Here is a 12,538-nt window from a genome sequence, read left to right on the forward strand (position 1 = left end):
GGTGGGCAGCGGCAGCGTGTGGCGCTGGCGCGTGCGATGGTCATCCGGCCGGCGGTGCTGCTGCTGGACGAACCGCTGAGTAACCTGGACCTGAAGCTGCGCGAGGAGATGCGGCTGGAGATCGTGGCGTTGCAACGCCGGGTGGGCATCACCACCGTGCTGGTGACGCACGACCAGGGCGAGGCGCTGGCCGTGTCGGACCGCATCGCCGTGATGAACCGTGGCCGGATCGAGCAGATCGGCACCCCGACCGAGGTGTACGAGCGCCCGGCCACCCGCTTCGTCGCCGGATTCATGGGCACGACCAATTTCATCGATGGACGGGCGCAGGGTGCGTCGGCCGCGGGCGCGCTGTGCCATGTGCAGACTGGCGCCGGGGACGTGTCGGCGATTTGTGGCAGCGCCGTGGCGGATGGGCAGGCGGTGGTGGTCGCGGTGCGGCCGGAGCGGCTGCATCTGGTGGGTGACGGCATGGCGGCAGATGGGCTGCGCGTGTCGGGGCGGGTGAAGCAGCACGTCTATGTCGGCAACAAGACCGAGCTGCATCTGGTGCTGCCCGGCGGCATCGCCTGCATCGCGGAAATTCCGAATGACGGGCGGCAGATCCCCGCTGCGGTGGATGCGACGGTGGAGTTGGCGGCGGGGGCGGCGGATTGCCGGGTGTTTCCCGCCTAGTGAAAGCGGTAGATCCGGGCGGTGTTGTCGTGGAATAACGCGGCCTGCTCGTCCAACGGGAAATCCTGCACGATGTCGCGGAAGCGCTCGCAGATATCCTGGAACGACATGGCGCGACGGCCGACCGGGTAGTCCGTGCCGAACAGCGCCCGGGCCGGGCCGAATGCGTCGATGCAGGTCATCACCGTGGCGCGCAACGATGGCAGCGATTTGTCCGCGGCGTAGGCGGCGAAGTTGGACAGCTTGATCGACACGTTCGGGCAAGCGCCCATTGCCTGCAGGCCACGCTTCCAGCGGGTGAGCCCGTCTGCGTCCCGATCCACAGGGGTGCCGCAATGGTTCACGACGATCGGCAGGCCAGGCATGTCGTGGGCCAGGCGCACGACGTCGTCCGCCTGATACGGGTTCATCAGCAATTCCAGCAGCAGGCCGTGCTCCGCCATGATGGTGGCGCCGCGACGCCACGCCGGGTCATCCAGCAATCCGGCCACGGTCCAGCGATTCGCCGGGTCGGGGTGCCAGCGGATGGTTTCGCGCAGGCCGACGACGCCGGGATAGGCGACCAGGGCCTCGATCGCGGCGCCGGCGTCGGGGGATTGCAGTGGCGCCCAGGCAACGCAGCGCGCGGCGATGGCGCGCGGACGGGCGAGTGATTCGACCCACGCGACTTCCTCCGTCACCGGGCGGTCGCGGTTCCAGATCGCCTCCACGAACACCGACCCGGCGATCGGCTGCGGCCCGGCATCTTTCAGGTAATCCGCCACCAGGTAGTCGTGGCGCAGGAACGCCAGATCGCCCAGCGCCTTGGCCGGGCTGTCACCCCCCGTCAGCCAATCGTGCCGGCCGAGCGAGAGGTCCCATAGATGGTGATGGGCATCGATGATGGGGCCGTCGTAGCGCTGGGTCATGCGACTAGCCGGGAATGGCGACCACGGCCTCGATCTCGACCTTCGAGCCGTAATGCAATGCGCCGCATGGCACGATGGAGCGCGCCGGGCGATGCGTGCCGAAGAAGGCGGCGTAGGCGGTGTTGGTCTCGGCCCAATACGCCACGTCCGACACGAACACGGTGCATTTCACGAAATCGGCCCGGTTGGCCCCTGCCGCCAGCGCAATCCGTTCGGCATTGCCCAGCGCTGTTGCAACCTGGTCGGCGACGGACACTGCATCGGCATCCGGCCGGGCGCTGGTGATGCCCAATTGGCCGGAGATATACAGCGTGTCGCCATGCCGCACGCCGGGTGAGTAATGGCCACCCGGCGTTGGCATGTCGGCAGGTTGAACGGGGGTTATGGTCATCGGCGTGCTCCAGGCTCGGCGCACTGTCCGCTTTCCGGTGGCGGCGTCAAGCATCGGGCTAGAACCGCTGGGTCAACCCGGCGAGCACGGTGCGGCGAAGACCATATTGGGCCGCACCCACGCCAATACCGGTGCCGTCGCGGATTTCGTAGCGGCGGTCCAGCAGGTTGATGACGTCCAACCGCAGTTCGCTCGGCCGGCCATCGAACACGTTCAGCTTCTGCACCACGGATAGGTTGATCGTGTAGTAGCCGGGCAAGGCGCTGCCATTCGGCGTGGCACCGTCCCGCCGCAAGCCGCTTTCCACCAGCAGATCGGCGGAGAGGCGCGTGGGTGAATTGGTGCCGTCGTTGAGCGTGTATGCCGCCCCGCCGGAGCCGGTCCAGCGCTGGTCGTGGTCCAGATGCACGTAATGCTGGCTGATATAGGCCAACTCATCAGCGGAGAAGTTGAACTGCGCCGAGGTGATGCCCTTCCCGATGCCGCGGGAGTAGGCAAGATTCCCATAGAGCGATAGCGGCCCCTGGACGTAGGAGGAAGATAACCCCACGCCGTCCTGCTGCGCCTTGGCGTAATTGAACGCAGTGAGCAAAATCGGTGAGCCGAATTGGCCCTCGTCGATCAAGTTATGGGCGCGTTTATAGTAGGCGTCGACGCCGACCGTCAGGCCCGGGATAATCACCTGGCCGATGCCTGCATCGAAGTAATGCGAGCGTTCGGCCTTGGCGACGCTGTCCTGCGTCGTGGCTGCGGCGGCTGTGGTGCCGAGGAGTTTGGTGATCGTGGCATTGCCCACCAGTTCGAATGGGGGCGGCGTGAAGTAGCGGGCGTAGCCGCCATGGATCGTGGTGGTCGGCGTTGCCTGCCACACTACGTTGACCCGGGGGCTCGCATCCTGGTCGTGGGTGTATTCGTCCACCACATCGAACCGCGCGCCGTAATTGATGGTGACGTTGGACAGGATGCGCCATTCGTCCTGCAGATACACGCCATACATCGCACCGGTCTTGCTGCTGCTGTCGTTGAGGGCGAATGGCGTGTCGGTGGTTTGCACACCATTCGCATCCACCGGCAGAACCAGGGAATTGCTGTTGCCGACGGATCGCTCGATCTGCGCCAGCACGCCGGCGCGCAGAGTATGCCGGTCATTGACGCGCCAACTGGCGTCCGTCTGCACGCCATTGGCCCAACTGGAGCGTGCGGCGGTTTGTGCCACGCCGGTGAACAGCAGATCGCCCAACGGGTCCGGCGTGTAATACAGACTGCTGTAGCGGGTAAAATACGACGCCTGCAGGTTCACGTCGCCCCATTGCTTCTGCAGCGACAGGATACCGAACTGCGTCAATTCGCGCTGATGTTCGCCGAGCGTGGCGCTGTTGAAATCGCTGGTGCCGTTCACCGTCAGCCCGAGCTGGGGCTGGTTGCCGCCTTGGTTGGGAATTTGGTAGTCGCCGTGGAAGCTGCCAGCCAGCAGGCTGATGCGCGTGGTGTCGTCCAGCAGCCCGGTGATGTGGGCGAAGCCGCGAAACTGGTCGGTGGTGTCGTGGTTGGCGTTGAACCGATTGGCCGGGTTTTCGATGCCGCTATTGCTGTGCAGGTCGTCGCCGCTGACGAAGTAGTCGACCGCCCCCGACCGGCCGCCATACTCGAACGACGGCTGCAGGGTGGAGCGCGCGCCGCCATACATGATGATCTGCCCGCCCGGGTCGGTCGTGCCGGATTTGGTGGTGATGTCCACCACCCCGGCCTGGCGAAACCCGTATTGCGCCGGCAGCGCCCCGGTGATCAACGACACCGAATGCGCGAACCGGGTTTCCAGCGCCTGGCCGAACACGGACAGGCCCTCCGGCAATTGTACACCATCGAGGCGGTATTGGACGTTGTTATGCTCGTTGCGGATGTGGACCTGGCCGAAGCTATCGGTGGCGACGCCGGGTGCCTGCAGCAGCACTTGCTGGAGTTGGGATTGATCGCCTTGCGGTAGGGTTTCCAAGGTGGTGCGGCCGAAATCGTAGACGGTGGCGCCCAGGCTGGGCTGGATCTTGCTGCGTGCTGCGTCCAGCCGCTTGGCCACGGTTTCGATTTCCGGCAACGCCAGGCCGCCATCGGGCGCGAGCCGCACCTCGGGCGCCGGGTCGGCGGCGCGGGCGGGTATGGTGGCGATGGCCGTGAGGGCAGTGCACGCCAGCAAGCCCCATTGCCGGATCACGCGACGACTCATAGCGGCTCCCTCTCGCAGATAGGCTGCGGAGGGGCGTGTATGTTACTTTATAACATTCGTAAAGATACAATATAACGTAATGTGATCTGATCCGCTGCCTTGTCTGCCGCCGGCCGGCCGGGTTGGTTTCCTGGGGTACGCCTAGGCGGAGGCTGCACCGACCGCAGGGTCGTTGGCCTCCGCAGTGGGTCCGGTATCGTTCGTCGCCGTGCCGATCAGCGCATTGACCTGGTGCAGGAACGCGGCGCGGTCGAACGGCTTGCGCATCACCGTCACCCGGCCATTCAGTTGCTCCAACCCGCTGACCTTGTCATAGCCGGTGATCAGCATCGTCGGCAGGGACGGCCAGCGGCGAGACGCCTCCCCAATTAGGTCGCAGCCCGTCATACCCGGCATGGACTGGTCGGTGACCAGCAACTCGCATCCCTCCCCGGCATTCAGCAGGGCCAGCGCCGCCTCTGCACTTTCAACTGCGACGGCGGTGAAGCCGGCTTTCTTCAGCATCAGCAGCAGCATCTTGCGGACGCTCACCTCGTCATCGACCAGCAGCACCCGGCCGTAGCCGGACTGGATGGTGGCGGGCGGGGCCTTCACCTCCACCCGCTGCGCCGTTTCCACGGCGCGGGGCAGCCATAGGCTGACGGTGGTGCCGACATTCAGGGCGCTGGTGATCAGCACGCCGCCGCCGCTTTGGCGCGCAAACCCTTCCACCATCGACAGGCCGAGCCCGGCGCCGGTGCCGATCGGCTTGGTGGTGAAAAACGGCTCGAACGCACGGGCCAGGGCGTCCGGGGTCATGCCGATCCCCGCATCCACGACGTCGAACCGGACGTATTCGCCGCGGGCCAAACCAGCCGCCTCACCCTGCGCAAGGCTGTGATTCTCGGCGCGCAGGACGAGCGTGCCGCCATCCGGCATCGCGTCGCGGGCGTTCATTGCCAGGCTGAACAGGCATTGCGCCAATTGGTCGCCGTCGACCTTCACCGGCCAGGCATCGGCGGCGACGGTGCATTCGACCTCAATCCTTGGCGCCAGCGCCCCGACGAACTGCGTCGCCATGGCCGCCATGTAGTCGTGCGTCCGCAACAGAACTGGATCCAGCGTCTGCTTGCGGGAAAACGCCAGCAACCGGTGGGTGAGGGTCGCGCCGCGCCGCGCCGCCTCCTCGGCAACGGCAAGGCAGATCTGCCCCTCCTGCCCCAGCGCGGGCTCCTCCCGCAGCACCTCTATACTACCGAGAATGGCCTGCAGCAGGTTGTTGAAGTCGTGGGCGATCCCGGTGGTGAGCTGGGCGACCGCCTCCATCCGGTGCGCCTGTCGCAATTGCGCTTCGACGCGGTGCCGCTCCGTCACGTCGCGGCCGACGCCGATGATCCGGCTCACGGGATCGTCGGCGATCAGCACCGGGGTGGCCGCAACCTCCCAGTCACGGCGGCCATCCGGCGCGTCCAGGGTGTAGGAGTAGTGCACGACCTGCCGGTCCCGCACGCAGCGCCGCCACGCGCCCAAGACCATGGCGGCCGGGCCGTGCGGCATGCAATCGGCGGGGCTGCGGCCGACAGCATGCTCGGCCGAAATGCCGGACAGCTTCTGCCAGATCGGGTTGACGCTTTCGAACATGAAGGCTCCGCCCGGGTCGACCCGGGCGATGAACATCGAGTCGGAGGAGTGCTGGAATAGGCTGTCGAGCCGGGCCAGGGCGGCGGCGTGTTGTTGTGCGACGAGGCTGGTTGCGCGTTCGGCCGCGCCGCGCCGGCGGAATTCCGCCCGCAGCGCCCAGACCAGGGCAGCCGTCATGATGATTACGGAAATCGAGTAAAAGATGGACACGCTGCCTTCTTAGGTCATCGGATCGAAGCCGCGCCGATTGGCGTGGCTGCAGAGGATGTTGGCCGCCGCGGGCCCGGTCGCCAACAGCGCATCACCGAGCATGACACACGATCCGGCGACCACATGTCGCAAGATTGCGACGTCGCTCGCTTTGGACGGTGCCGGGTCATCGGACGAATGACGTTTCCGGCACACCGGCCTGCCGCAGGGCCGCCGCGACACCGTCCGTAATCGCTGGGTCCTCGAATGGGCTGCGCTGGATGGTGCCCTGAACGCTGAAGCCAGGGTAAAGCGCCAATATCCGTGCCCGGACCAACGCTGCCTCCTGCAGCATGCCCGTGTGCACGAGCGCCACGAGGTAGTATTTCAGCCCCGCGGTGAAATTCGGGCTCAGTTCGCTCACGCGGCGGCCGATCTGCACGGCGCCGACGTAATCCTTTTGACCCACCTTCACGATCATCGCGCACGTATCGAAGAAGAAGGCGTCCGGGTCTTGCGGGGTCAAATGTTCGTAGCGTGCATGCCGCCGCTCCGCCTCCTCGAATTCACCGAGATAGGCGTAGGTGGGGACGGAGAACCCCAGTGCGAACGGCGAATTGGGATTCAGCGACAAGGCACGGTTGTGCAGTTCGATCGCCGCCCGCGGGTCACAATCCAAAAATGCGCGGACATGTCCCGCAACCGAAAACGCCTGCGCACAGTTCGGCGCAAGGGAAATCGCGCGGGTCGCGAGGTGGCGTACCTGACCCAGGCTTTCGGCGACATCATCCGCCCAGCCTTGGCTGATACAGATCAAAAAGTGATAGGCCAGGCGGGTATAGGCCGGGGCAAACTCCTCATCCAGTTGGATTGCCCGACGCAGCAACCGCCCAGCCTCGGCGAACTCACCCATTTCGAGCCGTCCCGTCAACGGCGTCGCGCGTCGCAACAGATCGTACGGCGTGCACTCCTCCAGCGGCAAGCGCGCGGCACGGCGCGCCTCCAGCGCGGCAATCTCGATATCGATCCGGGCGGCAGCCTGGCCAACGAGGTCGTCGCGCGATCGGAACGGGTCGTCACCGCGCGCGTGGAAATGCTGCGACCAGACGAGCCGGCTGCTCCCCCGCAACTCGGTCAATCGCAGCGCCAAGCGGATGCCGTCCGATGTTGGCTGCCATTGGCCATCCACCACCAGATCCAACCCGTGCCGGTCCCGCAATGCCGTGCCATCCCGCGGCGTCTGCGCCAGGGAGGCGGATGGCAGGCAGAGAACACCAAAAAATAGCGACAACGCGGCAGTCAAATCTTCCGCCATCATTTGCTGGCCGTTGGTGTCCCCGACTGGCATGCCAGGCCCGTCCAGCGGCAGCACGCCTACCAGCACGCCGTCGCGACGCGGCACCAGATGAGTGGGTTCGGTGGCGGGCGTCCACGCCGCGGGCAGCACGGGCATCAGTTGGGCGCCCGCGCCAGCGCGGATTTCGGCCACCAGACGCTGGGTTTCCAGCGACGGAACCGCGCCGAGTTTTTCCGCAAGCACGGCCCGGCAGCGTTCGTAGGCCTGGATGGCCTGCGCCCGCTCGCCACGGGATGCGTGGGATTGCATGAGAACGCGCCAGGCCTTTTCGTTCGCCTGGTCGAAGTCGAGCAGCCGTTGGGTGATGGGGATGATTGCGCTGGGCGCGTCCTGTTCGACCAGCAGCCCTTCGGAGACGGTTCGAATATGGTTGCGGATCTTATCTCGCTCGTGCGCCAACCAAACATCGAATGCCGGGTCGACGCCGTCGAAATCATCCAGCAACTCGCCGCGCAGCAGATCCAACGCCGATGGGTCTGGCACAGTGGCCTGCATCACCACGGCAACGTCCACGCTCAGCGACCGGGCACGCAACGCCAGTTCGTCCCGCGTCACGTGCAGTTCATCAACGTCATAGGAGTTTAAGACCTCCACCAACCGGTGAACTTCCTGGCGCAGCGACGCCCGTTGTTGTTCTTCCAGACGGCGAGACCACAGCATTCGGGCCAAGACCGCACGGCTGACGGTGCGCCGGGGTGCCAAGGCGAGAATGGCAAGAATGGCGCGCGTTTTGCGGCCAATGATGGTGATTGCGCTACCATCGCTGGTTTCGACATGCATTTGGCCGATGAGTCGGATGCGCAGGCCTTCGCCGGGCCGAGTCTGGTGTGACGAGATGTTTTGCTCCCAAAACTTATCAATCCCTGCCATGGCGGTGAACCTTTGTTTAGCTTTTTTACTTTTTGTCGAGACCTTCCCTTTAGTATTGGCCTGAACAATGCTTACAGGCACTGTAATGATTCATGAATGCGATCACTAATGAGTGATCGTCAATTCTGAAGGCGTAGAAAATTTTCAAATCGATTACGGCAGAGCCGGTTTGCGCCGGTATTTCGCTTACTGGCGGTTCAAGCTGCCTGGAAGCGTAATAGACTGAGACCGATTTCCGCAACGTCGCCTGTCGAAAGGATCGTCGCCGTGGCAGCGGATCGTTGGGCCAGCAACTACGCGATGTGCTGTTTCGCCCGTCACTGCAAAGACCGGGATTCGCATTCGCGAAGATACCGGGCCGCACTCGGAGCGGTGTCGCGCAGCAGTGCAGTCCGGACATCCGGACTACGACATGACAGCGACGAACCTGCCATTTTTCCTGATCGGCGATGGGCAGCAGCTTTGGGCGCCAATCGATTACAGCGTGTTCGAGAAGGCGGATTTGGACGCGATGCCGGCGGAGACGAAGCTGCCGGATGGTATTGGCGCCTACCTGTACGGACATGGGGTAAGCTTCAGCACGACCGCGTCTTCGCCGTGTCGCCTGCAACCAAACCCTTGGGCGGATTTTTGGGATGTGGTGACATTTCCCGGCAAACGCAGCCTGGCGAATTGCGGCTCGGCGACCCGCTTGGTGCCGGAGGCGGCGTTGTTGGCCGATGGCGTGCTGATGAATTGATTGTATTCGCTGGATATGGAACGGGCGGCCCGCAAGCTGAAACAACTGGCGCCCGACATCATCTGGCGGAGGATTTGGCCCGCACCGGCCAGTTGATGGCGACTGGCGTAGTGACGATGGCGATGGCGCCGACCAACCGCATTCAGGCGCTGATCGACCAGGGCGCCCCGCTGCAGATCGTGTGGAACCAAAGCCAGTGGACGTTCGATGTTTGGTACGTCCTTTAAGGGCGCGCCTAACCAGGTAAATGCGATGAAGCTTCTCGCCTTCGCGGCCGAGCCGGAGCAGCAGGCCAAGCTGGTGAAATTGTCTGCCATGGCGCCGACCAATGGCCTGGCCCTGCCACGCGGCGCCAAGCTGATCAACATTTCCCGCGGCGCACATGTGGTGAAGGCGGATTTGCTGGCGGCCCTGGACAACGGGCAGATCGGCGGCGACGCAGGTGGCGGAATCCATCCTGCGCGCCCGCCGGGGTGACCCTCTGTTGAATGAGGTCCACCCTGAGATCGGTTACTAAGCGGCCAGATCCCGCATCACCTTTGCCAGGTCGGATTTGCCTTCGAATCCGATGCCAGGCAGGTCCGGCATGGTGATCATACTGTTCTCGACCCGCACCCCATCCGGGAACCCGCCATAGGGCTGGAACAGATCGGGATAGCTCTCATTGCCTCCCAGGCCCAACCCGGCGGCGATGTTGAGCGACATCTGGTGGCCGCCATGCGGGATGCAGCGGCTGGGGGACCAGCCGGCCACCTTCAGCGCCTCCAACGTGCGTTGGTATTCGCATAGGCCGTAGGACAGGGCGCAGTCGAATTGCAACCAGTCGCGGTCCGGTCGCATGCCGCCGTATCGCAGCAAATTGCGGGCGTCCTGGTGGCTGAACAGGTTTTCGCCCGTGGCCATGGCACCAGGGTAGAATTCGGCCAGCGCCGCCTGCAACGCGTAATCCAGCGGGTCGCCGGCTTCTTCATACCAAAATAACGGATAGTCGCGCAGCATTTTGGCGTAGGCGATCGCGTCCTCCAGCGCCAGGCGGCCATTGGCGTCGACTGCCAGTTGCGCCTTGCCGTCTAGTTCGGCGAGCACGCCCTCGATCCGCTTGCTGTCCTCGGCGAGGCCGTTGCCGATCTTCATTTTCACGACCGTGTAGCCGCGGTCGAGGTAGCTGCGCATCTCGGCGCGCAACTGCTCGATCCCCTTGCCAGGGTAGTAGTAGCCGCCGGCAGCGTAGACGAAGACGCGCGGGTCTGCCTCGCGCCCATGCCGCTCTGCCAGCAGGCGGAATAGCGGCTTTCCGGCGATCTTCGCCACAGCGTCCCACACCGCCATATCGAAGGTGCCGACGGCGACCGAGCGCTCGCCATGGCCCCCCGGCTTCTCGTTCTTCATCAACGTGGCCCAGATGCGGTCGGGGTCCAGATTGTCGCCTTCCTGGTTCAGCAGCGTGTCGGGGGCGGCCTCGAGCAGGCGGGGGGCGAAGCGCTCGCGGATCAAGCCGCCCTGGCCGTAGCGACCGTTGGAGTTGAAGCCGTAGCCGATGACGGGGCGGCCGTCGCGCACGACGTCGGTCACCACCGCCACCAGCGACAGCGTCATCTTCGAGAAGTCGATGTAGGCATTGGCGATCGACGACGCGATTGGCGCCGTGATTTCCCGAACGTCGACGATCCGCATGTGAACCCCTCCCAGGCCATATTGCGGGGCGACCATGCCGTGGACGGCGCCCCCTGGCCAATGCTAATGCCTGCTGACACCATGCAGGATCGGCATGACCCTGGATCTCGCCTACCTGGATGATTTTCAGGTGCTTGCGGCGACCGGCAATTTCTCCCGCGCGGCGGCGCTTCGCGGCATGACCCAGCCCGCCTTCAGCCGCCGCATCCGCGCGTTGGAGGATTGGGCGGGCGCACCGCTGTTCAACCGCGACAATCAGCCGATCGGCCTGACGCCGGCGGGCGTGGCGCTGCAGCCCAGCGTGACAGCGGCGCTGCGATCCTTGCTGCAAGGGCGGGAGGATGCGCGGGCTGCCAGCGCGCGGGGCCGGGCCACATTGCGGTTCGCCGCGACGCATGCGCTGTCATTCAGCTTCTTCCCCACTTGGTTGAACGCGATGGAAAATGCGCAGGAGGCGGTGCAGCTCGTCTCCGACAGTCTGTCCGCGTGCGAGCAGTTGATGCGGGACGGACAGGCACAGTTTCTGCTGTGTCATCATCACGCATTGGCGCCGATCCGGCTGGAGCCGGGACGATTCCGGCATACGCGGATCGGTGGCGATACGCTGTGCCCGGTCAGCGCTGCGACCACGGACGGTTCGGTGCAGCATCCGCTGACGGGAGCCGGCCCGGTGCCGTATCTCAGCTATAGCGGTGAGTCGGGGTTGGGCCGGATCGTCACCGCGGCGGCGACAGGGCTGGGGTTGCGGCTGGATACGGTATTCACATCCCATCTTGCGGCGGCGCTGCGGAGCACGGCGGTGACCGGCCGCGGGGTGGCCTGGCTGCCGCTGAGCCTCATCGGTGACGATCTGGCCGCGGGTACGCTGGTGCGGGCCGGGCCGGCAGCGATGGACATCGACATGGACATCCAGCTCGTCCGCGCGAATGGCGCCATGGGGGTCGCGGCCGAGGCGTTCTGGACCCGGATTGGCGGGGCCGTGTAGCGCCAGGCGATGCCGAACCAGCATCGCGTGGACGCGAGCAGGGTCGTTTCCGGCGGAGTTTGCGACAGCGCTGATCGCCTAGTTACGGGACCGCGATGTTGTCCAGCAGCCGCACGCTGCCAAGCCGGGCGGCGGTGACCAACCGGGCCGGGCCGGCCAGGCGTGGCAATGGCGCCATCGTGTCCGCGGCGATCAAGGCGAGGTAATCTGGCTGCAGCCCGGCGTTGCGCAAACCGGCCTGGGCGTCGGCCAGGATGGGCGTGGCATCGCCGCCTAATGCCAGAGCCGCAGCGGTTGCCCGGAGTATTTGGTGCAGCACGGGGGCGGTGGCGCGCTCGGCCGCGGATAGGAACCGGTTGCGGGAGGACATCGCCAGGCCATCCGCTTCCCGCAGGGTTGGCACGCCGTGTATGGTGACGGGCAGGCACAGATCGGCGGCCATGCGGGTGACGACCTGGAGCTGCTGCCAGTCCTTCTCGCCAAAGAAGGCGTGGGTTGGCTGCACCTGGCCGAACAACTTGGCCACCACCGTGGCCACGCCGCGGAAATGGCCGGGGCGTGCCGCGCCCTCGAAGCCCAGCGCCGGGCCAGCGATTTCGATGACGCTCGCCTCGCCGGGCGGATACATCGTGTCGACACCAGGCAGCCACACGACGTCGCAACCGGCGCCTTCCAGGGCGGCCAGGTCGCCCGCCTCGTCGCGGGGGTAGCGCGACAGATCCTCGGTTTGGCTGAATTGCAGCGGGTTGATGAAGATGGAGGTGACGACGACCGGGCATTCCTGCCGGGCCGCCGCCACCAGAGCCAGGTGGCCGGCGTGCAGCGCCCCCATCGTCGGCACCAGCGCCCGCGGCTCCGGGCCGAAAACCGAGGCAAGCTCGGTCCGCGTCCTTGCGATCTGCATCGACC

Annotated in this window: 12 protein-coding genes; 5 read left to right on the top strand and 7 right to left on the bottom strand. The window is 65.4% G+C overall.

All coding sequences use genetic code 11. The annotated features are described in order from the left end of the window. Positions 1 to 675: ABC transporter ATP-binding protein (locus GSQ76_RS31315; RefSeq protein ID WP_216851176.1), on the top strand; the 675-nt coding region annotated here is incomplete at its 5' end. Here the strand turns inward: GSQ76_RS31315 and GSQ76_RS19565 are convergent. The 5 genes from GSQ76_RS19565 to GSQ76_RS19585 form a co-directional block, all read right to left on the bottom strand. Continuing rightward, positions 672 to 1,583 carry an amidohydrolase gene (locus tag GSQ76_RS19565; RefSeq protein WP_158745790.1) on the bottom strand — a complete coding sequence of 304 codons (912 nt, stop codon included), beginning with the start codon at positions 1,581 to 1,583 and terminating at the stop codon, positions 672 to 674. The genes GSQ76_RS31315 and GSQ76_RS19565 overlap by 4 nt on opposite strands. 4 nt (positions 1,584 to 1,587) lie before the next feature. Further along, positions 1,588 to 1,974, bottom strand: coding sequence for a RidA family protein (locus tag GSQ76_RS19570; RefSeq protein ID WP_216851177.1), 387 nt, complete (start codon positions 1,972 to 1,974; stop codon positions 1,588 to 1,590). A 58-nt stretch (positions 1,975 to 2,032) separates the two neighbouring features. Further along, complete coding sequence (locus GSQ76_RS19575; protein WP_158745791.1) at positions 2,033 to 4,195, bottom strand: TonB-dependent receptor; 2,163 nt, start codon at positions 4,193 to 4,195, stop codon at positions 2,033 to 2,035. Positions 4,196 to 4,336: 141 nt separating this feature from the next. Further along, positions 4,337 to 6,025, bottom strand: coding sequence for a PAS domain-containing sensor histidine kinase (locus GSQ76_RS19580; protein WP_158745792.1), 1,689 nt, complete (start codon positions 6,023 to 6,025; stop codon positions 4,337 to 4,339). A 166-nt stretch (positions 6,026 to 6,191) separates the two neighbouring features. After that, positions 6,192 to 8,231: a BTAD domain-containing putative transcriptional regulator gene (locus tag GSQ76_RS19585; RefSeq protein WP_158745793.1), complete on the bottom strand. Its 2,040-nt coding sequence runs from the start codon at positions 8,229 to 8,231 to the stop codon at positions 6,192 to 6,194. A gap of 412 nt (positions 8,232 to 8,643) precedes the next feature. Here GSQ76_RS19585 and GSQ76_RS19590 point away from each other — a divergent pair, with 412 nt between their 5' ends. The 3 genes from GSQ76_RS19590 to GSQ76_RS32505 are packed head-to-tail and all read left to right on the top strand — an operon-like array spanning position 8,644 to position 9,447. Next, a complete protein-coding gene (locus GSQ76_RS19590) occupies positions 8,644 to 8,970 on the top strand; it encodes a hypothetical protein (protein ID WP_158745794.1) in 327 nt (108 codons plus the stop codon). Next, complete coding sequence (locus GSQ76_RS19595) at positions 8,967 to 9,197, top strand: hypothetical protein (protein ID WP_158745795.1); 231 nt, start codon at positions 8,967 to 8,969, stop codon at positions 9,195 to 9,197. Before GSQ76_RS19590 ends, GSQ76_RS19595 begins: the two co-directional genes overlap by 4 nt. Positions 9,198 to 9,222: 25 nt before the next feature. Continuing rightward, on the top strand, positions 9,223 to 9,447 hold the full coding sequence (locus GSQ76_RS32505; RefSeq protein ID WP_335904922.1) for an NAD(P)-dependent oxidoreductase: 225 nt from the start codon (positions 9,223 to 9,225) through the stop codon (positions 9,445 to 9,447). Positions 9,448 to 9,483: 36 nt separating this feature from the next. On the opposite strand, the gene GSQ76_RS19605 is transcribed toward GSQ76_RS32505, so the two are convergent. Then, the gene (locus tag GSQ76_RS19605; protein ID WP_158745797.1) at positions 9,484 to 10,644 is read right to left on the bottom strand and encodes a mandelate racemase/muconate lactonizing enzyme family protein; all 1,161 of its coding nucleotides are present in this window, start codon (positions 10,642 to 10,644) and stop codon (positions 9,484 to 9,486) included. Between the two features lie 94 nt (positions 10,645 to 10,738). Between GSQ76_RS19605 and GSQ76_RS19610 the strand changes: the two genes are divergently transcribed. Then, positions 10,739 to 11,629 (top strand): LysR family transcriptional regulator, encoded by an 891-nt coding sequence (locus GSQ76_RS19610; RefSeq protein WP_254070513.1) that lies wholly within the window; start codon positions 10,739 to 10,741, stop codon positions 11,627 to 11,629. A gap of 82 nt (positions 11,630 to 11,711) precedes the next feature. Here the strand turns inward: GSQ76_RS19610 and panC are convergent, their stop codons facing one another. After that, positions 11,712 to 12,533 carry a pantoate--beta-alanine ligase gene (gene panC, locus GSQ76_RS19615; protein ID WP_158745798.1) on the bottom strand — a complete coding sequence of 274 codons (822 nt, stop codon included), beginning with the start codon at positions 12,531 to 12,533 and terminating at the stop codon, positions 11,712 to 11,714. Positions 12,534 to 12,538: the final 5 nt, after the last annotated feature.

Origin of the sequence: Acidisphaera sp. L21, from assembly GCF_009765685.1 — a bacterium.
GTDB lineage: Bacteria > Pseudomonadota > Alphaproteobacteria > Acetobacterales > Acetobacteraceae > LMUY01.